The sequence below is a fragment of the Bradyrhizobium sp. HKCCYLS1011 genome, from assembly GCF_051167795.1.
GTDB lineage: Bacteria > Pseudomonadota > Alphaproteobacteria > Rhizobiales > Xanthobacteraceae > Bradyrhizobium.
Genome location: NZ_JBNPTT010000003.1, coordinates 390136 through 414229, shown reverse-complemented (window position 1 = coordinate 414229; position 24094 = coordinate 390136). Strand labels below are relative to the sequence as shown.

The 24094-nt window shown below is 63.9% G+C and carries 19 protein-coding genes; 12 read left to right on the top strand and 7 right to left on the bottom strand.

Annotation, left to right across the window (positions count from 1 at the left end; genetic code table 11):
- Nucleotides 1-11 precede the first annotated feature (11 nt).
- From ACQR1W_RS10830 to ACQR1W_RS10820, 3 genes are all read left to right on the top strand, one after another.
- Complete coding sequence (locus ACQR1W_RS10830; RefSeq protein WP_434850757.1) at nucleotides 12-2474, top strand: DNA translocase FtsK; 2463 nt, start codon at nucleotides 12-14, stop codon at nucleotides 2472-2474.
- A gap of 179 nt (nucleotides 2475-2653) precedes the next feature.
- Nucleotides 2654-3436, top strand: a complete 783-nt coding sequence (locus tag ACQR1W_RS10825; protein WP_434851142.1) for an outer membrane lipoprotein carrier protein LolA — start codon at nucleotides 2654-2656, stop codon at nucleotides 3434-3436.
- A gap of 150 nt (nucleotides 3437-3586) precedes the next feature.
- Entirely contained in the window at nucleotides 3587-4402 is an 816-nt protein-coding gene (locus ACQR1W_RS10820) for an exodeoxyribonuclease III (protein ID WP_434850756.1), read from the top strand.
- On the opposite strand, the gene ACQR1W_RS10815 is transcribed toward ACQR1W_RS10820, so the two are convergent.
- Nucleotides 4399-5007: a cytochrome b gene (locus tag ACQR1W_RS10815; RefSeq protein ID WP_008969294.1), complete on the bottom strand. Its 609-nt coding sequence runs from the start codon at nucleotides 5005-5007 to the stop codon at nucleotides 4399-4401. The two genes, ACQR1W_RS10820 and ACQR1W_RS10815, sit on opposite strands and share 4 nt — an antisense overlap.
- A 143-nt stretch (nucleotides 5008-5150) precedes the next feature.
- On the opposite strand from ACQR1W_RS10815, the gene ACQR1W_RS10810 reads away from it, so the two are divergent.
- The 6 genes from ACQR1W_RS10810 to ACQR1W_RS10785 all read left to right on the top strand — a co-directional run bounded on the left by ACQR1W_RS10810 (nucleotide 5151) and on the right by ACQR1W_RS10785 (nucleotide 14006).
- On the top strand, nucleotides 5151-6215 hold the full coding sequence (locus ACQR1W_RS10810; RefSeq protein WP_434850755.1) for an AI-2E family transporter: 1065 nt from the start codon (nucleotides 5151-5153) through the stop codon (nucleotides 6213-6215).
- A gap of 136 nt (nucleotides 6216-6351) precedes the next feature.
- A complete protein-coding gene (locus ACQR1W_RS10805; RefSeq protein ID WP_434851141.1) occupies nucleotides 6352-7011 on the top strand; it encodes an ABC transporter ATP-binding protein in 660 nt (219 codons plus the stop codon).
- Nucleotides 7008-9371: an ABC transporter permease gene (locus ACQR1W_RS10800; protein WP_434850754.1), complete on the top strand. Its 2364-nt coding sequence runs from the start codon at nucleotides 7008-7010 to the stop codon at nucleotides 9369-9371. The genes ACQR1W_RS10805 and ACQR1W_RS10800 overlap by 4 nt, the downstream gene beginning before the upstream one ends.
- Before the next feature lie 2 nt (nucleotides 9372-9373).
- Entirely contained in the window at nucleotides 9374-10588 is a 1215-nt protein-coding gene (locus tag ACQR1W_RS10795; RefSeq protein WP_434851140.1) for an efflux RND transporter periplasmic adaptor subunit, read from the top strand.
- A gap of 33 nt (nucleotides 10589-10621) precedes the next feature.
- Nucleotides 10622-13204: a cation-translocating P-type ATPase gene (locus ACQR1W_RS10790; protein WP_434850753.1), complete on the top strand. Its 2583-nt coding sequence runs from the start codon at nucleotides 10622-10624 to the stop codon at nucleotides 13202-13204.
- A 214-nt stretch (nucleotides 13205-13418) separates the two neighbouring features.
- Nucleotides 13419-14006, top strand: a complete 588-nt coding sequence (locus tag ACQR1W_RS10785; RefSeq protein WP_434850752.1) for a tetratricopeptide repeat protein — start codon at nucleotides 13419-13421, stop codon at nucleotides 14004-14006.
- Between the two features lie 45 nt (nucleotides 14007-14051).
- On the opposite strand, the gene ACQR1W_RS10780 is transcribed toward ACQR1W_RS10785, so the two are convergent.
- From ACQR1W_RS10780 to ACQR1W_RS10770, 3 genes are read right to left on the bottom strand one after another with little or no spacing between them, the layout of a single operon-like run.
- Entirely contained in the window at nucleotides 14052-14375 is a 324-nt protein-coding gene (locus tag ACQR1W_RS10780) for a DUF3240 family protein (protein WP_434850751.1), read from the bottom strand.
- Nucleotides 14372-17449, bottom strand: a complete 3078-nt coding sequence (locus ACQR1W_RS10775) for an efflux RND transporter permease subunit (protein WP_434850750.1) — start codon at nucleotides 17447-17449, stop codon at nucleotides 14372-14374. The genes ACQR1W_RS10780 and ACQR1W_RS10775 overlap by 4 nt, the downstream gene beginning before the upstream one ends.
- Nucleotides 17450-17451: 2 nt before the next feature.
- Entirely contained in the window at nucleotides 17452-18576 is a 1125-nt protein-coding gene (locus ACQR1W_RS10770; protein ID WP_434850749.1) for an efflux RND transporter periplasmic adaptor subunit, read from the bottom strand.
- 452 nt (nucleotides 18577-19028) lie between these two features.
- Here ACQR1W_RS10770 and ACQR1W_RS10765 point away from each other — a divergent pair, with 452 nt between their 5' ends.
- Entirely contained in the window at nucleotides 19029-19520 is a 492-nt protein-coding gene (locus tag ACQR1W_RS10765) for a hypothetical protein (RefSeq protein WP_434850748.1), read from the top strand.
- A gap of 87 nt (nucleotides 19521-19607) precedes the next feature.
- Here the strand turns inward: ACQR1W_RS10765 and ACQR1W_RS10760 are convergent, their stop codons facing one another.
- Together ACQR1W_RS10760 and ACQR1W_RS10755 are read right to left on the bottom strand one after the other, a co-directional pair.
- Nucleotides 19608-20051, bottom strand: coding sequence for a cyclic nucleotide-binding domain-containing protein (locus ACQR1W_RS10760; RefSeq protein ID WP_434850747.1), 444 nt, complete (start codon nucleotides 20049-20051; stop codon nucleotides 19608-19610).
- A 63-nt stretch (nucleotides 20052-20114) separates the two neighbouring features.
- Nucleotides 20115-20801 (bottom strand): response regulator transcription factor, encoded by a 687-nt coding sequence (locus tag ACQR1W_RS10755; RefSeq protein ID WP_008969282.1) that lies wholly within the window; start codon nucleotides 20799-20801, stop codon nucleotides 20115-20117.
- Between the two features lie 272 nt (nucleotides 20802-21073).
- Between ACQR1W_RS10755 and ACQR1W_RS10750 the strand changes: the two genes are divergently transcribed.
- On the top strand, nucleotides 21074-21598 hold the full coding sequence (locus tag ACQR1W_RS10750; RefSeq protein WP_434850746.1) for a L,D-transpeptidase family protein: 525 nt from the start codon (nucleotides 21074-21076) through the stop codon (nucleotides 21596-21598).
- Here the strand turns inward: ACQR1W_RS10750 and ACQR1W_RS10745 are convergent, their stop codons facing one another.
- Nucleotides 21599-22288 (bottom strand): YggS family pyridoxal phosphate-dependent enzyme, encoded by a 690-nt coding sequence (locus ACQR1W_RS10745; RefSeq protein ID WP_434850745.1) that lies wholly within the window; start codon nucleotides 22286-22288, stop codon nucleotides 21599-21601.
- 108 nt (nucleotides 22289-22396) lie between these two features.
- Between ACQR1W_RS10745 and ACQR1W_RS10740 the strand changes: the two genes are divergently transcribed.
- A complete protein-coding gene (locus ACQR1W_RS10740; protein ID WP_434850744.1) occupies nucleotides 22397-24094 on the top strand; it encodes a diguanylate cyclase domain-containing protein in 1698 nt (565 codons plus the stop codon).

The window sequence follows — 24094 nt, the reverse complement described above, 5'->3', positions numbered from 1 at the left end:
CTGCGGGGCAGATGAGCATGCCGGCGATCGAACGAGTCATTCCCCTTGTCAATCACCTGCCGACGTCGATCCGCGACGCGCTGGTGCGGCGGCTGCGCGAGCTCATCGGCCTGGTGTTGATCGCGATCTCCGGCGTCGCCACCGCGGCGCTGATGACCTGGTCGGTGCAGGACCCGAGCCTCAGCCACGCCACCTCGCGGCCGATCCGCAACATCGTCGGCTATCCCGGCGCGATCGGGGCTGATCTTTTGATGCAGATCCTCGGCCTGGGCGCCATCATGGTGATCCTGCCGCTCGCGATCCGCGGCTGGCGGATGCTGACCCACCGGCCGTTCGATCGGGAAGCGCTGCGCTTCGGCGCCTGGATTCTCTGTGTGGTGATCGCGGCCGGCTTTGCGAGCTGCTGGTCGCGCTCGGCTGCCTGGCCGCTGCCGACCGGACTTGGCGGCGTCGTCGGCGATGCGCTGGTGCGGGCGCCTGCGGTCGTGTTCGGTCCGCCCGGCCTGGTCTATCGCCTGGTGCTCGGCAGCCTTTTTGGCCTTGCGATGCTCACCGCGCTGCTGGTCGCCGGCGGCCTGGGGGCGCGGCAAAGCGAGGATGAGCTGGGCGCGGATGAGGAAGACGACACGCCTCTGGCCGATCCGGACGAGGAGGACGACAAGGGCGCCGTTCGGCTCGGCTTCGTCTTCCACGCCATCATGAGCGCGAAAGCGCGGATCGTCTGGTTCCTGGCCACCGCCTATCGCGCCTTCGTCTCGAGCGGGCCGCAGGCCCGCGCCGGGATCAAACGCAACGAGCCCAAGCTTGGCGGCCGCAGCCAGGCGAGCCTGGCGCCGAAAATGGCGGACGAGGACGACGAGGAGGAGATCGAGGACGAGGAGGAGGAAGAAGAGGAGGAGGCGCCGGCCGCGCGCGCCCCACGCAAGAAGCCTGCGCCGAAGCCCAGCCGCAAGTCCGAGAAATACGAGCTGCCCTCGGTCTCGATGCTCGCGGCGCCGAAGGCCGCCGACCGTCAGCCGCTCTCGAAGAGCGAGCTGGAAGCCAATTCGCGCGCGCTCGAAGGCGTGCTGCAGGATTTCGGCGTGCGCGGCGAGATCGTCAAAGCCAATCCGGGCCCGGTGGTCACGCTCTACGAACTTGAACCGGCGCCCGGCATCAAATCGTCCCGCGTCATTGGTCTCGCCGACGATATCGCCCGCTCGATGAGCGCGCTGTCGGCGCGCGTCGCGGTGGTGCCGGGCCGCAATGCGATCGGCATCGAGCTGCCGAACGCGCATCGCGAAAAGGTTTACTTGCGCGAGCTGCTGGTGGCGAAGGAAGCCACCGAGAGCGTTGCCAAGCTGCCGCTGTGCCTCGGCAAGAATATCGGCGGCGACTCCATCATCATCGATCTCGCCCGCACGCCGCATATGCTGATTGCCGGTACCACCGGCTCGGGCAAATCGGTCGCCATCAACACCATGATCCTGAGCCTGGTCTACCGTCTGCGGCCCGACCAGTGCCGCCTGATCATGGTCGACCCGAAGATGCTCGAGCTCTCGGTCTATGACGGCATCCCGCATCTGCTGACGCCGGTCGTCACCGATCCGAAGAAGGCCGTCGTCGCCCTGAAATGGGCGGTGCGCGAGATGGAAGAGCGCTACAAGAAGATGGCCAAGCTCGGCGTGCGCAACATCGACGGCTACAATGCGCGGCTTGCGGAGGCCCGCAACAAGGGCGAAGAGATCACGCGCACGGTGCACACCGGCTTCGACAAGGAGAGCGGCAAGGCGATCTACGAGGAAGAGAAGCTCGATCTCGATCCGCTGCCCTATATCGTCATCATCGTCGACGAGATGGCCGACCTGATGATGGTCGCCGGCAAGGACATCGAAGGCGCGGTGCAGCGGCTGGCGCAGATGGCGCGCGCCGCCGGCCTGCATGTGATCCTGGCGACGCAGCGGCCGTCGGTCGACGTCATCACCGGCACCATCAAGGCCAACTTCCCGACCCGCATCTCCTTCCAGGTCACCTCCAAGATCGACAGCCGCACCATCCTGGGCGAAATGGGCGCCGAGCAGCTGCTCGGCCAGGGCGACATGCTCTATATGGCCGGCGGCGGCCGCATCAGCCGCGTCCATGGTCCGTTCTGCTCCGACGAGGAGGTCGAGAAGGTCGTCCGCCATCTCAAGACGCAGGGTTCGCCGGAATATCTCGAGGCGGTCACCGCGGAAGAGCCGAGCGAGGAGGACGGCGCCGTGTTCGACGCCACCGGCATGGGCGGTGGCGGCGGCGACGACCTGTTCACCCAGGCCGTGGCCATCGTCAAACGCGATCGCAAGGCCTCCACCAGCTACATTCAACGGCGGCTGCAGATCGGGTATAATAAGGCCGCTTCGCTGATGGAGCGGATGGAACAAGAGGGAATCGTCGGCCAGGCCAACCACGCCGGCAAGCGCGAGATCCTGGTGCCGGAGGAAGAGGGCGGATTCTAGCGTGGCGGCCCCAACCTAGCCTCATGAGTCCCTTATTCTTCACGCAATTACGATCACGCGGCGCACCCGAACCGAGCTAGAAACGCGGAAAACCTCAGGACGTCGTTTTGAACAGCCCAGTCTCGAACAACTCAATTCCGTCGCCATCCGCGGTGCGCATCGCGCCAAGCCCCGCCGGCATGACGCTCGTGGCGCTCCTCGTTGCCGCCCTGACGAGCGCCGCCGGCCATTGCGCCGCGCAGTCGGTTCCAACCCCGAAGGCCGCGCCGAAGGGGCGCGATGGAACCCAGCTGAGCGCGTCCGAGGGCCAGCGCGGTCCGCAGACCACCGGCACCACGCAGACCGTGCCGCCGAACCCGGTCATTCCCGATCCGCGGCGCAACGTTCCGGCCAGCATCTTCACCACCTTCGATGCCAACCAGAAGGCGCAGGCCGCAAGGGTCAGTGCCTATCTGTCCTCGCTGCAGACCCTGGTGGGGAATTTCGTCCAGGTCGGGCCCGACGGCAGCAAGGTGAAGGGCGATTTCTACATCCAGAAGCCGGGCAAGGTGCGCTTCGAATATGATCCGCCGACGCCGATCGACATCATCGCCGACGGCTCCTCGCTCGTGGTGCGCGACCGCAACCTCGCAACCCAGGACGTCTATCCGCTGTCGCAGACGCCGCTGCGCTATCTGCTCTCTGATCGCATCGACCTGTTGAAGGACACCAACGTGATCGCGGTCTCGGCCGACGACATGTACATCAGCATCACGATCGAGGAGAAGCAGGCGCTGATCGGGACCAGCCGGCTGCTGCTGATGATCGGCGCCAAGGACGGCCAGTTGAAGCAGTGGACCGTCACCGACCCGCAGGGCTATGACACCACGGTTGCGGTCTACAATCTCGACGCGACCAAGAAGCTCGATCCGGGCATGTTCAAGATCGACTTCACCACTTATCCGTCCACGCCGCCGGGCTGATCCGCGGGCGCCAACCTGTCCGCTCGGTCAACCGACCTGTGAAGAATTGGGGATAAGCGGCGCGCCGCCTCGCCGCGGCCGTCTCTGTCCGCCTGCGCGTCGCTTAAGGAGGGCAGACTCCGCCATATTCCATGCTATGACGCCCCTCCCATGCGTCTCGTCCTCACCACCTGGAATATCAATTCGGTGCGCCTGCGCATCGATCTGGTCGCCAAATTCATCAAGTCAGTCAGGCCCGATGTGCTCTGCCTGCAGGAGACCAAGTGCATCGATGACGCCTTTCCGCTGAAGCGCTTCCGCCGGCTCGGCTATGAGCACATCGCGTTGAACGGGCAGAAGGGCTATCACGGCGTCGCGGTGATCTCGAGATGGCCGTTCGAGAGCACCGATGTCAGGACCTTCTGCGACAAGATCGACTCGCGCCACATCTCCGTATCCTTCGGAGAAAAGGCGCAGCTTGCGAAGCCCGTGGTGCTGCACAATTTCTATGTGCCCGCCGGCGGCGACATTCCCGATCCCGCGCTCAATCCGAAATTCGAGCACAAGCTGCAATTTCTCGACGAGATGAAGGCCTGCGAGCCGTTGCATCCGCGCGGCGACGACCGCCACATCCTGGTCGGCGACCTCAACGTGGCGCCGTATGAGAACGACGTCTGGTCGCACAAGCAGCTCCTGAAGGTGGTGTCGCACACCCCGATCGAATGCGAGAAGCTGCTGGCAGCGCAGGCACAAGGCGAATGGTTCGACGTGGCGCGCGAGCGCATCCCACAATCGGAAAAGGTCTATACGTGGTGGAGCTATCGCGCGGCGGATTGGACCGTGGGCGACCGCGGCCGCCGGCTCGACCACATCTGGGTGTCGCGCGCGCTGAAAGATCAGGTCAGCGACTTCCGCATCCTGCGTGACGCGCGCAGCTGGGAACGGCCGTCGGACCACGTCCCGGTGACGGTGACACTGGACGTTTAGCGCGGCTCCCCTTGTACGTTGCGCAGATGCGGCAGCATACGCCGCAGGGTATCGTCGCCGAAGACAACATGATGGACGACAGCCGCGGCCATATGGAAGGCTGCCAAGGCCAAAAGAACATTGGCCAAGATTTCGTGCGCCTCCTTGACCGTATGAGCGAATGCCTTGTCGGCGAGCCAGGGCGACGGAATTTCGACGAGCCCAAAAATCGGAAGGGCATGCCCCTTTGCAAATTGCAGCGCGATTCCGCAGATCGGGACCGCAATCAGCAACGCATAGAGCGCATAATGCATGACGCGCGAGACCGGGTCAGTCCATTCGATGAGCCACCTTCCGAATTCCGTCGGAGTGACCTTCGGAGGCGGATTTGCCATGCGCCACGGGATCCGCACTGCGGCGATCAGGAGAATAACCAACCCGATCCACATGTGAGCGAGCAGTCCCGTATCCCGCACACTCCCCCGAGGAAGCTCGTCGCCAAACGTCCCCAAAGCCCAGACCACGGCGACAAAGGCGACGGTGGTCCAATGCAACAGCTTTGCGACCGGGCCGTACTCATGGCCTGGTTCATGGCTTAGTTCTTGGCTTGCTCCTTGAGAATCCATGTTCTGGTCCTCCTGCGGGGAAAATAGATCGCGCTGCGGGCGGAGGTTTGATCCGCGTCAAGCGACAATTCCCATTTGTTGGTTTCTCACGTGGGACGAGTGCGATGCTGCGAACAGCATGGAACAAGTGAGGAAGTGCCCTGTTGCGCGACGAAATGGAGCAGACCGCTTCGGATAGCTTTGCCCGCCGGCTCCTTCTGGTGTGCCTTGCCGGCGCATCGCTGATCGCCATCTGGAAACTGTCGGAGGTCGTGGTCCTGGCTTTCGGCGCCGCGCTGCTGGCGCTCCTGCTGCGAGGCTTGGCGCATGAACTCGGCCGCAGGACCGGCTTGCCGGACCATTGGGCGGTGCTGCCGGTCGTCACTGCGCTCGCCGGATCCGTCGGGGCGATCGGCTGGCTGTTCGGAGCGCAGATCTCGGCGCAATTCAGCGTGCTGGCCAAGGATCTGCCGCAGAGCCTCTCGGAGATCGCCCGCGAGTTTGGTTCGAGCTCTCTGGGCATCTGGCTGCTCGGCCGTGTGCAGGATGTGAATCTCGGCACCGCAACCGGGCAGGCCGCTGGCTATATCGCGGCTCTCTTCGGCTCGGTTTTCCGGGCGGGCGCCTATGCCGCCGTGTTGCTGTTCGCTGCGATTTACCTGGCGATCCAGCCGATGCGGTATGTCGAGGCCCTGTTGCGGCTGGTCCCGGCGAAGAATCGCGAGCGGAGCCGCGATGTCCTCGATCTTCTGGGAACGACTCTACGGCGATGGCTGGTTGGCCAGTCGGTCACGATGGCGGTGGTTGGCACGTTGACCACCATCGGCCTCTTCGCGCTCGGCGTTGCCGCGCCGATCGCACTCGGGATGATCTCCGGTCTATTTGCCTTCATTCCCTATGTCGGGCCGATCCTGGCGTCGGTGTCCGCCATCCTCATGGCCGCGATGCAGGGGCCGATGCTGGCCGCCTACGTCATCGCGCTCTACGCCGGAATTCATTTCATCGAAGGCAATCTCATTACGCCGTTGGTGCAGGCAGAAGCCGTCGAGCTGCCGCCGGTCCTTACCCTGTTCGCGACCCTCGTTTTCGGGCTGCTACTGGGTCCGTTCGGCGTGCTGCTAGCAGCCCCGCTCGCGGTAGTGCTGCTGGTTCTGGTCAATACGGTCTACATCGAGGGGTTGCTCGGGGAACGCCGCGTGTGGCCGTCAACCCCAAAGCCACCGCGCTGACGTGAGGCTCATGGGAACCACGTACATGGGAACCACGGACAAGCCAGGCCAATGCGCGATCGGATCGGCCGTAGCTGGCGAGTCGCTGGCCGCAACGCCAGTCTTCCGCGCTCGGCGCCTCTCAAAGACCTATCACATGGGCGACGTCGATGTGCACGCCTTGCGGGACGTCGACCTCGATATCTTCGAACGCGAATTCGTCGTGCTGCTTGGACCATCGGGCTCAGGAAAATCGACGCTGCTGAACATCCTTGGCGGCCTGGACAGCCCGACCTCGGGCGATGCGCACTGGCGCGATCACGATCTGGTCGGGGCAGATGATGCCGAACTGACACGGTATCGGCGCGAACATGTCGGCTTCGTCTTTCAATTCTATAATCTGATTCCGAGCCTCACCGTGCAGGAGAACGTCGCGCTGGTGAAAGAGATCGCCGAAAGGCCGCTCGATCCGCTCGAGGTGATCAAGCTGGTCGGTCTCGAGCACCGCATCGACCACTTTCCGTCTCAACTGTCCGGCGGCGAGCAGCAGCGCGTTGCCGTCGCCCGCGCGATCGTGAAATCGCCGGACGTGCTGCTCTGCGACGAGCCGACGGGCGCGCTGGACTACGAGACGGGCAAAGTAGTTCTGGCGGCAATCGCACGCGCAAATGAGAGGTTTGGCACCACGATCATCATCATCACCCATAACGCCGCCATTGCCGGCATGGCCGACCGCGTGCTCCGGCTCGGCGGTGGACGGATCGTGGGCGAGGAGCGCAATGCGCGCCGGCTCTCTGCCGACGAGGTGCACTGGTGAGCCTGCTGGACCGCAAACTGTGGCGCGACATCAGCGCCATGCGCGGTCAAGTGCTGACGATCGCGCTGCTCGTCGCAGCCGGCGTGGCGGTCTTTGTCGGTTCGGTCTCGACCTACGTGTCCTTGCGTTCTGCTTGCGAGCAGTTCTACGCGTCCGCCCGATTTCCGGAGATTTTCGTGACGCTCAAGCGCGCACCATTGTCGATCGTGCCGCGGCTCAGCGCCATTCCGGGCGTTGTTGCCGTCGAGCCGCGTATCGTGCGCGAAGTCATCATCGATTGGCCGGCTGCATCACAGCCCGTGTCGGCGCGGATGGTGTCTCTGAACCAAGCCGGTGACGAACAGCTGGCGCGGCTATATTTTCGCAGCGGCACGGCGCCTGAACCGGGCTCGCCAAGGGACGCGGTCATCAACGAGGCCTTTGCCGAGGCGAACGGCGTGAAGCCGGGCGACGAGGTCCGCGTGCTGCTCAACGGCAAGATCCAGAGCTTTCGTGTCTCAGGAATCGCGCTGTCGCCGGAATATATCTACGCGGTCAAACCGGGGCTGCCCATTCCGGACGACCGTCTTTACGCGATCCTTTGGGTCGAGCGCCGCGCGGCCGAGGCGGCTTTTGACATGAAGGCGGCCTTCAATGACGCGGTCATTTCCCTGGCACCCGACGTCAATCCCCAGCCGGTGATCGAAGAGCTGGACCGGCTGCTTGATCCCTATGGCTCGGTCGGGGCCATCGGGCGCCGGGATCAGCCCTCCAATCGCTTCCTTCAGGACGAACTGAACCAGCAGAGGGTGATGTCCATCACCATCCCGTTTATTTTCTTTGGTGTCGCGGCATTCCTTCTGAACAGCGCGCTCGGCAGATTGGTCGGTGCTCAGCGCGAGCAAATCGCGGCATTGAAGGCTCTGGGCTTTCCGACCATCACGCTGGCGCTGCATTATCTGAAGCTCGTCCTGGTCATTGTGCTGATCGGATCGGTGCTCGGCACCGCGGCCGGCCTGGGCTTCGGGGAAGCGATGATGGCGAGCTATCACGGCTTTTTCCGGCTGCCAGATCTCCCATTCAGACTGACGCTCTGGTCCATTGTTGCAGGCGTCGCGATCAGTCTCGCCGCAGGGTCGCTGGGCGTTCTGACGGCTTTACGCGATGTCGTCGGCCTGGCCCCGGCGGTTGCGATGCGGCCGGCCATGCCGCTTGGATTTCGCCGCTCTCTCATCGAGGCGCTTCTGCCGGATAAGGCGATGACTGCCCGCTGGATAATGATGCTGCGGAATATGGCCGGACGGCCGTTCCGATCGCTGCTGACTGTGATCGGGGTTGCTTTTGCCGTCCCCATGATGGTGCTTGGCATCTTCTGGCGCGACGCCATCGACCAAATGATCGATCTTCAGTTCAACCTGATCGAACGCGGCAATGTTGGCATCACGTTTCCGCATCCCATGGACCGGGTCATCCTCCGCGATCTGGCGCGCCTGCCCGGCGTTCTGACCGTCGAAGGACAACGCATTGTCCCGGTGCGGCTGCGGGCCGGACAGCACAGCTATCTGACCTCGGTGATCGGTCTATCGGCCGCCGACCAGCTGCGCCGGCCGCACGACGCGGCGCTGCGACCGATTGCCGCTGCCCCTGATGGGATTACCCTGACGCGGCGGCTGGCCGAACGACTCGCGGTGACGCCAGGTGACGTGATCACCGTCGAGACCATGGAAGGCCGCCGCCTGAAGCGCGACCTACCGGTCAGCGCGACGGTCGATGAATCGATCGGGATGGCATCCTACATGGATATCGGCACGCTCAACCACTTGACCGTTGAAGGGGCCACAGTGTCCGCCGCCAGCCTGTATGTCGAGCCGACCGCGCTGCCGGCCTTGGGGCGAAGATTGAAGCAACTCCCCACGATCGAATCCGTATCGATGAAGGGCTCCGTACTGTCGTCATTCCTGGAGAAGATCGCGGGACTGGTCTTCGTCAGCGCCGGCATTCTCACCGTCTTCGCCGGGATCATCACGGTGGGCGTGGTTTACAATAGCGCCCGGATCAGCCTGCAGGAACGCGCCTGGGAGCTTGCGAGCCTGCGCGTGCTCGGCTTCAGTCGCGGCGAGGTCGCAAGCATGCTGTTCGTCGAATTCGCCGCCGAGATCGCGCTCGCGATTCCGATCGGGCTCGCACTGTCACATGAGATCATCGCGTTGATTGCCCGCTTCCATTCCAACGAAAGCTTCCAGATACCCCCGGTCATCGAACCTCGGACGTATCTGATCGCAGCCGGCGTCGTCCTCGTTGCTGCCGCGGCAAGTGCAGCTATCGTCCGCAGGCGCGTCGACCAGCTCGACCTGGTCGCAGCCCTCAAGACAAGGGAATGAGCATGCACGTGGCCGTCCGACGCATCGCGATCGCCGGGACCTTCATCGCGGTGGCGGCGCTGGTCGCCTGGGCGGTGATGCCGGGCGCGATACCGGTCGAGACGGCGGTCGTCGCCAAGGGCCGGTTTGTCGCCACCGTCGATGAAGACGGCAAGACCCGGGTTCGCGAGCGCTACGTAGTGGCAGCACCGCTCGCCGGCCGGCTTGGACGTATCCACTTCAAGGCTGGAGACCAGATCAAGTCTGATGATGCCGTTGCGACCATCACGCCTTCGCCCGCACCGCTGATGGATCCCCGCACCCGTCACGAAGTCGAGGAGCGGCTTGGCACGGCGGAGGCCAATGAGGGGCGTGCCAAGGCGGTTGTCGAGCGGGCGCGCGCCCAGAGCGACCAGGCGAACGCAGACCTGGCGCGGACGCGGACGCTGGCGGGGCGCGGTGCTGCGACGACTCAGGCACTGGAGCATGCCGAGCTCACTGTGCGGACAGCGGACCGGGACCTGCGCGCCGCGGAGCTTCTCGACCATGCTGCCGAACACGAGCTGAGCCAGATGCGCGCCTTGTTGGCCCGGTATGCAAGCAACACCAATCTGAATGAGGCTCCGGAGAGCTGGAGCGTCACGGCGCCGATTGCCGGAGTGGTTCTGAAGGTGGCACAGGAAAGCGAAACGATCGTCCAGCCGGGAACACCGCTCCTGGAGGTCGGCGATCCGCACGATCTCGAAATCGTGGTGGATGTCCTGAGCACGGACGCCGTCGAGATCCGACCCGGGGCGGAAGTGACGATCATTCATTGGGGCCGGCCGGAGCCGCTGTCCGGACGTGTCCGCCGGGTCGAGCCGGCAGCCTTCACCAAGATCTCGACTCTCGGCGTCGAAGAACAACGGGTCAACGTCCTGGTCGACATCATCTCACCTGCGGAGCAGTGGGCACGGCTCGGCGATGCCTACCAGGTCGACACGCAGATCGTTGTGTTCGCGAGGGATGACGCGACCATCGTTCCGGCCGGAGCCCTGTTTCGCCGCGGCGATCAATGGAGCGTCTACGCCGTCAAAAGCGGCCATGCCGAGCTCCGCAGCGTCGAGGTGCTTCGCCGCTCGGGTCGGTTTGCAGCGATCACCTCCGGATTGACCCAAGGCGAAACCGTCATTGTCTATCCCAGCGACCGTGTCACCTCAGGCGTGCGCGTGGCACCGCGATCGCAAACCGCACCGTAGCTGTGCCCGGCCGACCTCCGAAATGGTAGTAAGATGAAGAATGATGACCGTTCACTGATCCACCTGGCCGGTCTCAGCGAAAGCGAAGCCCAGGCGCGGCTTGCCGCCGAAGGCCCCAACGAACTGCCTCAGACGGAGCGTCGGACGCCGCTCCGTATCGTGCTCGAAGTGCTTCGGGAGCCGATGTTCGCGCTCCTGATCGGTGGCGGCGCCATCTATCTCCTGCTCGGAGACGTCAAGGAGGCGCTGATCCTGCTTGTCTTCGCGATGCTGTCGATCGTGATTACCGTGGTTCAGGAGAGCAGGACCGAGCGGGTGCTCGATGCGCTGCGCAACCTGGCAAGCCCGCGCGCATTGGTGATCCGCGATGGCGTGCGCAAGCGCATCGCAGGACGCGACGTGGTCCGCGGCGATCTCATCCTTCTGACCGAGGGCGACCGGGTTCCGGCGGACGCATTGCTGCTCGAGGCGCGGGATCTGCAAACCGATGAATCCTTGCTGACCGGAGAGTCCGTTCCGGTCGGCAAGCGCGTGTCGCCACACGCAGCGCGAACGATGCCCGCTCCGGGCGGCGAGGATTCGCCCTACGTCTATTCGGGCTCGCTCGTGGTGCGCGGCAGCGGCACCGCTGAGATCCTGGCCACCGGCGCCAACAGCCAGATGGGCAGGATCGGACAGCTCCTCCACGGGCTCGCGCCCGAGCCACCGCGTTTGCAGACCGAGACCCGCAATCTGGTCCGGTTGGCTGCGATGGGTGGTGGTGCGATCAGCCTGGTGGTCATGGTCCTTTACGGACTGTTCCGCGGCGGCTGGCTGGAAGCGCTGTTAGCGGGCATTACGATCGGCATGTCGATGTTGCCGGAAGAGTTTCCGGTGGTGCTCACAGTGTTCATGGCGATGGGCGCCTGGCGCATTTCCCGCGCACGGGTGCTGACCCGCCGCTCAACGGCGATCGAAGCGCTGGGATCGGCGACCGTACTGTGCACGGACAAGACCGGAACGCTGACCGAAAATCGAATGTCCGTGGTCGAACTGCGAACGGGCGATGGCGCATGGCGGTCCGGCGATCCTGGCCCGGCCAAGCAAAGCTTTCAGCAACTCGTGGCCTATGGCGTGCTGGCGAGCGCGCCGGAGGCCTTCGATCCGATGGAAAGGGCACTCCACGCGCTTTCAAACGACCTCTCTGGGCAAGAAGGTCATTCGCCACCCTCCGACGCAAGGCTGGTGAAGGCCTATGGCCTGCGACCGGAGCTTCTGGCGGTCACACAGATTTGGACGTCGACAGACGGCGAGCCGATGATCGTGGCCGCGAAGGGTGCTCCCGAAGCTATTGGCCGGCTGTGCCGGCGCTCGAAGAGCGAAAGCGCTGAACTCGAGGCTGCAGTCGAGAGCATGGCCGCGGACGGCATGCGTGTCCTCGCTGTCGCGCAGGCCGAGCATGCCGGAGCAGAGCTGCCCGACACACCCGCCGACTTCGCGTTCAGACTGCTCGGGCTGGTCGGCTTTGCCGACCCACTGCGCGCAAGCGTTCCAGCCGCCGTGCAGCAATGTCAGGCGGCCGGCATCAGGATCGTGATGATCACGGGCGACTATCCGGCAACGGCTGTTGCGATCGCGCGCCAGGCCGGCATTGCCGCGAACGAGGCTGTGACCGGTGAAATGATCGACAGGCAGGACGCGACGGCGCTGGTCCCGCGCGTGCGGAGCGCGACCATATTTGCCCGGATCGTGCCCGAACAAAAGCTGCGCATCGTGGAGGCGCTGAAAGCAGATGGGCAAATCGTCGCCATGACCGGCGATGGCGTCAACGATGCGCCGTCGCTGAAGGCGGCCCATATCGGCATCGCCATGGGCGGACGCGGCACCGATGTCGCCCGCGAGGCCTCCTCCATTGTGCTGCTGGACGACGATTTCGGATCGATCGTCACGGCAATCCGACTAGGGCGCCGCATTTACGACAATCTGCGCAAGGCAATGAGCTTCATCGTCGCGGTGCATGTGCCCATCGCAGGCCTCGCTCTGCTGCCGCTGCTGCTCGGATTGCCGATCATTTTCAGTCCTATCCACATCGCCTTTCTCGAGTTGGTCATCGACCCCGTCTGCTCTCTGGTCTTCGAAGCTGAAACAGAGGAGGAGGATGTGATGCGCCGGCCGCCGCGCTCGCCGACCGCACGGCTGTTGCCGCTTCCGTTGATGGCATGGGGAGCACTGCAGGGCGCCCTCGTGTTTGGGATGGCTGGAGCCATGTTCATCTTTGCATCGAGGAACGGCATGCCCGACGACGAGGTACGGGCGCTCACATTTGTTGCTTTGATTGCCGGCATTTTCAGCCTGATCCTGGTGAACCGCTCGTTCAGCTCGTCTCTCAGGCTCGCCTTGCTTCGCCCCAACCTGGCGCTGCTCTCGATCCTGCTTGGCGTTTGCGTCATCCTCGGCCTTTGTCTCAGCGTTCCCGCCTTGCGGGAGCTGTTCCGGTTCGGTGCGCTGCATCTCGACGATCTCGGGATCGCGATTGCCTCGGCCGTGCTGATTCTTTTCGCGTTGGAGCTGCTCAAGCCCTACTGGCGAACGAAGCTGACGGGCCGCCGCTTTCAGCTCGGGGATGAGACGCGCTGACAGGAAGCCGTTGCCTCATATCAGCCAGCTGTCAGCTCCGACCTGTCATAATGCCTACCGATTCAAAACGAGCTGTGTTTTCCGGAGTATCGCTTTGTCCACGTCTGCCGCGGTCGCGCCAGCCGCAATCGGCAGGGCGCCGGCTCTGACACCATCGAGAACGGAGCGAACGGATCGCAGAAGACCGCCCCGGTCTGCTCTGGCTGGAGCGATCATGGCGGCTGCAATCGTCGTTGCTTGTGCGCCGGCCGCATTGGCCGTGAACGAAGACGACTGGGATTCCTGCGCGCGGGCCGCAGAACTGTCCTCGGACCGTCCGATCCGGGGCTGCACCGCAGTGATCAAGGCGGGCGAGCGAATGCTCGCCCATCTCGTCGCGGCCTACAACAATCGGGGCTTGGCCTTCAGGTCGAACGGCGAGGTCGACCGCGCGATCGCGGACTATGATCAGGCCATCCGCCTGATGCCGGACTATCATGTGGCAATCAATAATCGCGGCGTGGCGCTGATGGCCAAGGGCGAGTTTGATCGTGCCATCGCAGATTTCGATCGCGCCATTCAGCTCAGACCGGACTATCTCGCGGCGTTTGGTGCACGCGCCGCGGCTTATGCTCGCAAGGGCCAGTTCGATCGCGCGATTGCCGACCTCGACGTGATCATCAAGGTTGATCCGAAGAATCCGCTGTTGATCCGCGAGCGCGGAGCCATGAAGGCGAAACTTGGCGACCAGATCGGCGCCGACGCCGATTTTCGCCGGGCCGAAGCCCTTGTCTCCCGCGAGGTTCAACAACGCCCGAGATGAATCCCACTCGGAGGCCAACCGTGACCACCGCCGGTCAGCAAGAGCTTAGCTAGAACCGACGTCGATCACGCCGAATTCCAAGACAGGAATGACCCAATAGATAATTCTGGATCCGGCGAAGGCCGTCTTCAATCGCGCCAGCAACTGCATGGCGTCTTGCGCCGGAAGGATCGTCCGCACCATCAGCTCATCGGCGTGGCCTCTCACCCGCTCGGCCGCACTCTGCAATTGCACCTCGGGACCGTGTCCGGCCGCATCGCTTGCGGTGAAGCCGGATACGAGATCGCCTTGCTCGCTGAGATAATCGAACAGCTCGCTGCGAAGCGAACGCGCAGCGATCAGCGTGAGGCAAACGCGTTCGGCGCTCATTTGGCTTCCTTCGCGACGCCGCCGAAGCGGCGATAGAGGATCGGCAAGAGGATCAGCGTCAACGCGGTCGAGGAGACGAGCCCGCCGATGACCACGATGGCCAACGGTCGCTGAATCTCCGATCCCGGACCGGTCGCAAACAGCAGGGGGATGAGTCCGAGCGCCGTGATGCTCGCCGTCATCAGGACCGGCCTGAGTCGGCGCTTGGCGCCCTCGATGACAATCTGCCCTTCGGGTACGCCGCGGGCGCGCAGCTGATTGAAATAAGAGACCAGCACGACGCCGTTGAGCACCGCGATACCGAGCAGCGCAATGAAACCGACCGAGGCCGGCACCGAGAGATACTCACGCGTCAGGACCAGCGCAAAGACGCCGCCGATCACGGCAAAGGGGATGTTGACCAACACCAGCAGCGCCTGGCGGATCGAGCCGAAAGTCGTGAACAGCAGGACAAAGATCAGGCCGATCGCAACCGGCACCACGATCGACAGGCGCGCCGCGGCGCGTTGCTGATTTTCGAATTGGCCACCCCAGCTCACCCGATAACCCTGCGGCAGCGGGATCTCCGCTGCGACCTTCTGCTGCGCGGCCTGGACGAAGCCGACCATGTCGCGTCCTCGCACATTGGCGCGGACGACACTCATGCGGAATCCGTTCTCCCGGTTGACCACGACAGGACCGTCGACCCGCCGGATGCGGGCCACTTGCGACAGCGCGACATGCTGGCCGGACGCCAGCGTCAGCGGCAGACTTGCGAGCAGGGTCGGTGTCTCCCGGGTCATCTCGCTGCCGCGGACCAGGATCGGCGTGCGCCGTCCTTCTTCGAGCACCGTTCCGATCGTGCGACCTTCGATCTGGGTGCGCAGCGAATTGGCGATCGCATCGACGCTCAGGCCGAGGCGTCCCGCTTCTGTCCGATTCACCGCGATCGTGTAGTATTGCGCACCCTCGTTGAGCGTGGTGTAGACGTCGTCGGCGCCGTCGATGCTGGACAGAACGGCCGAGAGCCTGCTCGCAATCTCGTTGAGCTTGGCGATATCAGGCCCGAAGATCTTCACTGCGACGTCACCGCGGACGCCGCTGATCATCTCCTGCACACGCATGTCGATCGGCTGGGTGAAGCTGAGCGACAATCCGGGAAAATTGGCCAGCACATGCCGCAGCTGCTCGAGCAAGGCCGATTTGTCGGCTGCCTTCCGCTGCTCTGCCGGCTTCAGGACCAGGAATGTATCGGTCTGATTCGGCCCCATCGGATCCAGGCCGAGCTCGTCGGAACCGGTCCGCGCCACGATTCCCTCGACGTCGGGCACGTGAGCGAGAATAGCCGATTGGAGCCTGGTGTTGATGGCAACCATTTCGTCGAGATTGATGGAGGGAAGTGCCTCGACGCTGATGATGGTGTCGCCTTCATCCATCGTCGGCATGAACGTCTTGCCGAGGTGAGTGTAGGCATAGGCGGCGGCCACCAGAGCCGCCAATGCCGCAATGACGACCTTGCGCTCGTTGCCCAGCGCCCAGCTGAGAGCAGGTGCGTAGAGCCGCGAGGCGGTCCGGACCAGCCATGGCTCGTGATGGGACGCACTCTTGAGGAAGAGCGAGGTCGCAACCGGGATGACGGTGAGCGCGAGCAGCAGCGAACCGGCCAGCGCAAAGATGATCGCGAGCGCAACGGGAATGAACAGTTTTCCTTCCAGCCCCTGGAGCGTCAACAGCGGAACGAAGACGATGATGATGATCAGCACGCCCGAGGCCACCGGTTGCAGCACCTCGGAGACCGAGCGGAAAATGACATGGACGAGCGGCGCAGCCGTCCCCTCCCGCTCCTGGCTGAGATGTCCGACGACGTTCTCGACCACGACCACCAGCGCGTCGATCAGCATTCCGATCGCGATGGCAAGCCCGCCCAGACTCATCAGGTTCGCCGACATTCCGACCGCGCGCATGACGATCAGGGCGATCACGATCGCAAGCGGCAGGCTGAAGGCGATCACCAGCGATGCGCGCCAATTGCCGAGAAACAGAAGCAGGAGAACGATCACCAGGGCTGTGGCTTCGCCGAGCGCGCGAATGACGGTGCCAACCGCGCGGTCGACCAACCGGCTCCGATCGTAGAACACATTGATGCTGACGCCCTGCGGCAGCGAAGGCTTCAGCTCGTCGAGGCGCGCCCGTACATCGCTGACCAGCTGGCGGGCATTGGCCCCGCGCAGGCCGACAACAAGTCCTTCGACCGTTTCACCACGACCATCACTCGTGACGGCGCCATAGCGGGTCAAGGATCCGACCTGGACCCGCGCAACATCCCTGACCCGGATCGGAATGCCATCCTTGGTATCGACCACGATCTGCCGGATATCCTCGATTCCGCGGATGCTACCCTCGATCCGGACCAGGGCACTGTCTTCGCCCTGGTTGACCCGGCCGGCACCATCGTTGCGGCTGTTGGCGTCGATGGCACGCCGAAACAGATCATAGGAGATACCGCGGGCGGCAAGCGCGTCGGTGAGCGGCACGATCTCGAAGGCGCGCACATGGCCGCCGAGCGCGTTGACGTCAGCAACACCGGGCACCGTCCGCAGCGCCGGACGGATCACCCAATCGAGCAGGCTTCGTCGCTCGGCCAGCGACAGGTCCGCGCTGTCGATGGTGAACATGAACATTTCGCCAAGCGGACTGGTGATCGGGGCGAGCCCGCCGGTCACGCCCTCCGGCAGGTCACGGCTGACATTGGCCAGTCGCTCGGACACCTGGTTCCGAGCCCAGTAGATGTCAGTGCCGTCCTCGAAGTCGACGGTGACGTCGGCAAGCGCGTATTTCGTCGTCGAGCGGAGGATCTTCTTGTTCGGCAGTCCCAACAATTCAAGCTCGATCGGGACCGTGACGCGCTGCTCGACTTCCTCCGGCGTCAGCCCCGGTGCCTTCATGATCACCTTGACCTGGACCGGCGAGACATCCGGGAAGGCGTCGATCGGCAGGCTGGGCAACATGACCATGCCGGCACCGATCACGACAAGGACGCCGAGCGCGACGAACAGCCGTTGTGATAGCGCAAACGCGACAAGGCGCTCGAGCATGACTAGCTGGCCCCGAGCTTGAGGAGGACGCCGCGAAGCGCGGAGATGCCGCTCACCGCGATGTCGTCCTTGTCACTGATCGCTCCGGAGACCACGACATGCTCCTGGTCCTCTTCGAGCAGCGTCACCGGAACGAGCCGAAAGCCGGCCTCCGTCGAAACGAACACCGAGGCCTGTTCGCCGCGGCGAAACACCGCGCCATAGGGCAGCTGCCAGGCCCTTTCAGTGGACGACGTAAATCCAATCCGCGCCTGGGCCATCTGCCCGGGCCGCAGCTCGCCGTTGTTCGACACCTCCGCCCGAACCAGCACGGTTTGAGTCGCCGGATCGGCGGTTTCTGAAACCAGCACGACTTGCCCCGGCGTCGGATAACCCTCGACGTCAACCCTCGCACCCACGCGAATGGCACGGATATTCGCTGCCGGAATCGCGATCTCCACCCAGAGCGGGGATAGTTGCGCGAGCTTGATGAGGGACGCAGTTTGCTCGACCCGCTGGCCGGGAGAGACTGCGATATCGACCACGGTCGCGGCGCGCGGCGCGACGACGGACAGCGTCGCACTGATGCCGCTCTCGCTGGTGAGCTTCGAGATCGCCTCATCCGAAAGCCCGCTGAGCCGCAGCATCTGCCGTCGCTCCGCAACGACGATGCTGGCCTGACGGGCTTCGCTCTGGCTTGCCTCGAGAACGCGCTGCGGCGTCGCGTTGCCCTGAAACAGCTGGGTGTTCCGCGCGAGCTGCTGAGCGGCGAGAGACTCCTGCGCAACGGCCTGCAGGTAGTCGCGTTGCTGAGAGACGAAGCTCGGACTCTCCACCATCACCAGCGGTTGGCCGGGCTTGACCCGCTCACCCCGCGCCACCGAAAGGCCGGTGACCATGCCGGCGACGGGGCTGCTCACGACCCAGGATTGCGGCGTCGGGATCACGATCTGGGCGGGGTAGGGCAGCGTCTTGTCGGTCGGGCTCGCGATGGGATGAACGACGCGAACCCCGAGGCTCGTGGCCTGCTCGGGGCTGAGCTTCACCGCATCTTCCGCCGCGGCTCCAAATGGCAGAGCCAGAAGCGCCAACGCGAGCAGGACGCAAGCGCTGTTATGCCGAACGGGAGCTGTCGATCTCAGGTGCATGGAAAGATCCCAGGGCGATGGTCGCAACGAGACATCGGGCTCTTTGCGACAAATTATTCTCGATCTGCAGGTCGGGATTTGACATTCATCAATGTCGGTATCGCTCGGTTGACCTAAGGGACAACAGCAACGGGCTTGCATCATTGCGAGCCCATGAGCATCCGAACAATGATCGATTGATGCTGACCGGATGCTGTCGATCCCTGTCAGCCGATTGTAAGCTCGGAGCTGCTAAGTTGAATGACGATTGCCGGCGCGCGATCGCGGCGAGACGGCCGTGCCGCGCATCTGCAGGTTCGTTGTGACAAGCTTGCCGTGAAACGAAGCGAGCTTCGGACCTGTAAACTAGCAACGATAAGATCAACGCGTGGTCTTGTGGCTGCCAACACTCTGCAAACGTGCCACCCGGATCGGATGCAAGTGTCGGCGCAGGACCGCGAGGGAGGCCCGCCATGCTATCGAGGACGTGGGTTTTTCCAGCAATTGCATTTGCGCTCTCTTTGGCGGGCTTACCGCAGGCTGTACGCGCCCACGGAGGCGTCGGTCAGGATCCGTGGAATCCTGCGCACCTCAGCAATCTGCCTTCGGACATCCGCGGGCACGTGAAGAAGTGGGAGGCTGCGTGCGGCGCGCCGATCGCGGCTGCGCAGCAATTTGCGCTCTATCTCACCATTCCCGGCACTCAGTTCGTCGCGCTTCACTTTGACGATTTTCAGTGCCGCAACAAAATAGCCGTATGCAACGCCTCGGGGTGTTTGCACGAGGTGTATGTGGCAAATCACGGCCGGTATCGAAAGGTCCTGACGGTGCGCGCTCGGGACGTCCGATTGATCAGCGAGCGGAACGCCGCGTTCGTCGAAATCCAAGACGGCTCGCGGGAGGGGCGAACACTGCTGCGCTGGAGCGGCTCACGATTCCTGAACTGGGCCGGTACCAGGAACTGACAGCCGGCCGGCTAACGCCGCGGCTCCGACATTCGGATCAGTTCGCCGCAACCTCACTGATGAGCGTCAGATCCGCAGCACTAGCGACTATGAGCTCAGCTTGGCGCCGACCGTCAGGACGTCGTTGGCGATCTGGCTCGCCCGGTTGACGAGCGCATCGCGCAGCCGGAGCGCCGCGGCCGGATCGCTCTCCAGCACGCGTTGGAACAGGCTGCGCGACAGCCGCACCACGGTCGAATATTCCAGCGCCTCGGCGGTCGACGGCCGCGGCATCTCGACCAGAAGCGCGAGCTCGCCGATCAGCGTGCCGGCGCTGGCGACGATCTCCGCTCCGCTGGTGTCATGGATGCGCAGCGAGCCGCGCTCGACCACATAGCCGCAATCGGCGGTATCGCCGGCGCGGAACAACGTTTCCCCGCCCTGAACGTTGCGGTGCTCGGCGCCGATCGCGAGCATGCGCAATGACTCGGCACCAAGCAAACGCAAGGTCGGGATGCGCTGCAGCAGCGCAATATCATCTTCGATCGACATTCAGGGCCCGGGGAGGACGACGCTCGTTTGCTGTATAGAGCGAATCGTCCCGTCCGGCACGTATTACGGCACCAGCTTGTAGCCGCCGGCCTCCGTCACCAGGATTTCCGGATTGGCCGCGTCCTTTTCGATCTTCTGCCGCAGCCGGTAGATATGGGTTTCGAGGGTGTGCGTGGTGACCCCCGAATTGTAGCCCCAAACTTCCTGGAGCAGGGTCTCGCGCGATACCGGCATCTGTCCGGCCCGATAGAGGAAGCGCAGGATCGCGGTCTCCTTCTCGGTCAACCGAACCTTCCGCGCGTTGGCGCCCGTCAGCATCTTGGAGCCCGGCCGGAAGCTGTAAGGCCCGACCGAAAACACTGCGTCTTCGCTTGCCTCATGCTGGCGGAGCTGGGCGCGAATCCGGGCCAGCAGCACCGCGAAACGGAAGGGCTTTGCGACGTAATCATTGGCGCCGGATTCCAGGCCAAGGATCGTATCGGAGTCAGTGTCATGCCCGGTCAGCATGATGATCGGTGCCTTGAAGCCACCCTTGCGCAAGGAGCGCACCACTTCACGCCCGTCGGTGTCTGGCAGGCCGACATCCATCAACACCAGATCGGGCGAATTGGCCTTGGCAGCGCTGGCACCCTTGGCGCCCGTATCGACCGCGGAAGCTTCGAACTCATCATGCAGCGACAGCTGCTCCATCAAGGTGTCGCGCAGATCGGTATCGTCATCCACGATCAGGATCTTGCGGGCATTGGCCATTGGTACAATCCTCATATGGGCGCCGGAAGACCACGCGGCGGGCGCCTGGAGCGGTGGGCAAATACAGCCTCATCAGCCGTATTTCGTCTTGAAGTAGGCGTCCGTTACCGATTCACAAGCTGTTGACAGTCTACTCCAGATTTCCCCGGCGGCGAGACCAATGTCCCACTGCGCGAGGTGCTGGACCATTTTCCCAGATTAAGGCAAATGACGGGCAGAGCTAGTCGGTGAAAAGGCAAGATTTATCAATTTGTTACAACCGCAACCAAATCATGCGGCAGGTTGCGGCCGTAACAATCCACACCGCTGCCGGGACCCCGAATCGCGGCTGGATGCGATTCCTGGGCAATGTCGTGCCGGTGGCGCTCGGCCGGGGCGGCATCCTGGCCAACAAGCGGGAGGGCGACGGAGGCACCCCACGGGGCACCTTTCGGCCGCGCCGCCTATGGTGGCGGGCGGACCGCCATGTCCGGCCGCGCACCCTGCTGCCAGTTCGGCCCATCAGCCCGGAAGACGCATGGTGCGAGGAGCCGGCCGACCGGCATTACAACCAGGCGATCCGGCTAAGCGGATCGCAAGGCGGCGACCGGCTGCGGCGTGACGATCACCTTTATGACTTCATCATCGAGATCGACCACAACACACGGCCCCGCATTGCCGGTCGGGGCAGCGCCGTTTTCCTTCACCTTGCGCGGGAGAATTTTGGCCCCACCGCGGGCTGTGTGGCGATGACGCGCCCGGCAATGCTGCGGCTGTTGCAGCGGATCGGCCCGCGCACGCGGATCATCATCGAGTAGTCAGCGATGGCCGAAGATGGCTGATCCCACGCGAACATGGGTGGCGCCGAACTGGATCGCGATCGCAAAATCCGCGCTCATCCCCATCGACAGGTTCGCAATCCCGTTGCGGGCGGCGATCTTGGCCGTCAGCGCGAAATGCGGCGCGGGTGCCTCGTTCACCGGCGGGATGCACATCAGGCCTGAAATCGACAGCCCATAAGTGTCGCGACAGCTCGCGATGAAGGCGTCGGCCTCGGCCGGAGCAATGCCGGCCTTTTGCGGCTCCTCGCCGGTGTTGAGCTGGACGAACAGCTGCGGCCGTCGGTTCTGCGTTTCGATCTCCTTGGCCAACGCCTGGCACAGGCTCGGCCGATCCACCGAATGGATCGCATCGAACAACGCCACCGCCTCCTTGGCCTTGTTGGACTGCAGCGGCCCGATCAGATGCAGCGCGAGACCCGGATGAGCCGACATCAAAGGCGGCCACTTGGCCTTGGCTTCCTGGACCCGGTTTTCACCGAAGACGCGCTGGCCGGCCGCGATCACTGGCTCGATGGCATCAGCGGCAAATGTCTTCGACACCGCGATGAGGGTGACCTGCTCGCGCGGGCGGCGTGCGTCGTTGCACGCACGCAAAATGTCCTGCTCCACCGCAGCCAGCGCGGATGGTGAAGACGAGGTTAAGGTTGCGGGGGTTTCTGCTGCCATCCGTTCGGCACTCGTAGATTTGCGGGTGTTAGGTCCAATTTTACCGAGTTCAGGAAAGGCTTTTTGAACCCTTACCCCTATCCTGCGCAGTGGGGTAGGGGACCGAAGATGCCAAGCATCCGCTTCAACCGCAATAGAGTGAGGCTCAAACGGATACTGGGAATCCGCGCGCGCCTGGCTCTGCTGGCGGTGATCCTGGTTGCACCGCTGATGTTCGAACGCGCTCGCTCGCTGGAAAGCGCGCGATCGCGGCAGATCGCGCTCGCGTCCGAGGAATTCTCCACCCTCGTCAAGCACAGCGCCGATACGCAGCGCGAAGTCATCATGTCGGTGGAGACGCTTCTCAAATCCTCCGCCTATATCCGCGCCTCCGCCGCCGGCATCGGGCGAAGCTGCGACATGCTGCGGGCCAGCCTGCCGCTGAATTTGCCCTGGATTCGCAACATCATGATCGCGGGCCAGGACGGCCGTGTCCAATGCTCGACCGACAATAATGATGTCGGTCTCGATGTGAGCAGCCGGTCGTATTTCCGCAAGGCACAGGAGACGCGCAATTTCGTCTTCAGCGATTTCATGCTGGCAAGACCGGAGCAGAAGCCGATCATCATGGCGGCCTATCCGGTATCTGCCATCACCGGCGAACCCAGCGCCGTCATGCTGGCCGCGGTCAATCTGGCGTGGATGTCCAAGATCATGAGCAATCTGGACGGCCGCCCCGGCATCTCTGCCGTGCTGGTCGACCGTGCCGGAACCGTGCTGGCCGCTCCCAGCGATCAGGCAAACCTGGTCGGCCGGTCGCTCGACAGCGTCCCGCTGTTGTCCGCCATCGCGGAGACCGCGATGAGCTCGGACCACAACGAGGGATCGATGTCCTTTGCAGCCGCAGACGGCTCGCGCCGTGGCATCACCTTCACGCGCATCGCCGACACCGGATCGCGGCTGATCGTCAGCATCGATGAGACGCGGGTCACGGCGGCCATCGACCAGGACATTCGCACCGCTTACCTGCAGGCCGGCTTCGTCTGCCTGTTCGTGCTGCTGGGCGCGCTGATCGCCGCGGAGCAGCTGATCGTCAAGCCGATCAACCTGCTGGCGGCGACCGCCAAGCGGTTCGGCCTTGGCGACTGGTCGGCACGTGCAACGACGGCGCGCCTGCCGGCCGAATTCATGCCGCTCGCCAAGGCATTCAACGCCATGGCGGCCAAACTGGCGCAGCGCGAGCGCGAGCTGGTCGAAGCCAATGACCAGCTGACGGTGATCGCCTCGATCGACATGCTGTCCGGGCTGGCCAATCGCCGTGGCTTCCAGAGCCGCCTGGATTTCGAGTGGATCAGGGCACAGCAACATGGCGGTGAACTGTCACTGCTGATGATCGACGTCGATCATTTCAAGCTGTTCAACGACACGTATGGGCACCCCGAAGGCGACGTGTGCCTGAGGCAGATTGGTGAGACACTCTCCGAGATCGCAGCGTCGAGCATGGGCTTTGCCGGACGTTACGGCGGCGAAGAGTTCTGTCTGCTAGTCCCCAATGCCGGTGGCGAGCGGGCACTGGAGATCGGAGAGATCGTCCGCATGGCCGTGCTGGACCTAGCGCTTCCTCACATGACGTCGGGCCATCAATGCGTGACCGTCAGCGTTGGCGTGGCCTGCGCGCGGCCGAATCCGTCACTGGCTCCGGTCGACCTGATCGAAGCGGCGGATGCCGCGCTCTATGCCGCGAAACATCGCGGCCGCAATGCGGTGGTCGCACACGGCTTCATCCAGATCGTCGAGGACGGGACCGACGCGCTCCGGGCTCTCTAA

What these genes read in the sequence shown, in the direction of transcription:
- ACQR1W_RS10815 (WP_008969294.1), bottom strand. Translation starts at nt 5,007, where the DNA reads ATGGATTCTCAAGGAGCAAGCCAAGAACTAAGCCATGAACCAGGCCAT.
- ACQR1W_RS10755 (WP_008969282.1), bottom strand. Translation starts at nt 20,801, where the DNA reads ATGGCCAATGCCCGCAAGATCCTGATCGTGGATGACGATACCGATCTG.
- ACQR1W_RS10780 (WP_434850751.1), bottom strand. Translation starts at nt 14,375, where the DNA reads ATGAGCGCCGAACGCGTTTGCCTCACGCTGATCGCTGCGCGTTCGCTT.
- ACQR1W_RS10820 (WP_434850756.1), top strand. Translation starts at nt 3,587, where the DNA reads ATGCGTCTCGTCCTCACCACCTGGAATATCAATTCGGTGCGCCTGCGC.
- ACQR1W_RS10740 (WP_434850744.1), top strand. Translation starts at nt 22,397, where the DNA reads ATGCCAAGCATCCGCTTCAACCGCAATAGAGTGAGGCTCAAACGGATA.
- ACQR1W_RS10830 (WP_434850757.1), top strand. Translation starts at nt 12, where the DNA reads ATGAGCATGCCGGCGATCGAACGAGTCATTCCCCTTGTCAATCACCTG.
- ACQR1W_RS10790 (WP_434850753.1), top strand. Translation starts at nt 10,622, where the DNA reads ATGAAGAATGATGACCGTTCACTGATCCACCTGGCCGGTCTCAGCGAA.
- ACQR1W_RS10785 (WP_434850752.1), top strand. Translation starts at nt 13,419, where the DNA reads ATGGCGGCTGCAATCGTCGTTGCTTGTGCGCCGGCCGCATTGGCCGTG.
- ACQR1W_RS10805 (WP_434851141.1), top strand. Translation starts at nt 6,352, where the DNA reads ATGGGCGACGTCGATGTGCACGCCTTGCGGGACGTCGACCTCGATATC.
- ACQR1W_RS10825 (WP_434851142.1), top strand. Translation starts at nt 2,654, where the DNA reads ATGACGCTCGTGGCGCTCCTCGTTGCCGCCCTGACGAGCGCCGCCGGC.
- ACQR1W_RS10775 (WP_434850750.1), bottom strand. Translation starts at nt 17,449, where the DNA reads ATGCTCGAGCGCCTTGTCGCGTTTGCGCTATCACAACGGCTGTTCGTC.
- ACQR1W_RS10750 (WP_434850746.1), top strand. Translation starts at nt 21,074, where the DNA reads ATGCGGCAGGTTGCGGCCGTAACAATCCACACCGCTGCCGGGACCCCG.
- ACQR1W_RS10760 (WP_434850747.1), bottom strand. Translation starts at nt 20,051, where the DNA reads ATGTCGATCGAAGATGATATTGCGCTGCTGCAGCGCATCCCGACCTTG.
- ACQR1W_RS10765 (WP_434850748.1), top strand. Translation starts at nt 19,029, where the DNA reads ATGCTATCGAGGACGTGGGTTTTTCCAGCAATTGCATTTGCGCTCTCT.
- ACQR1W_RS10745 (WP_434850745.1), bottom strand. Translation starts at nt 22,288, where the DNA reads ATGGCAGCAGAAACCCCCGCAACCTTAACCTCGTCTTCACCATCCGCG.
- ACQR1W_RS10795 (WP_434851140.1), top strand. Translation starts at nt 9,374, where the DNA reads ATGCACGTGGCCGTCCGACGCATCGCGATCGCCGGGACCTTCATCGCG.
- ACQR1W_RS10770 (WP_434850749.1), bottom strand. Translation starts at nt 18,576, where the DNA reads ATGCACCTGAGATCGACAGCTCCCGTTCGGCATAACAGCGCTTGCGTC.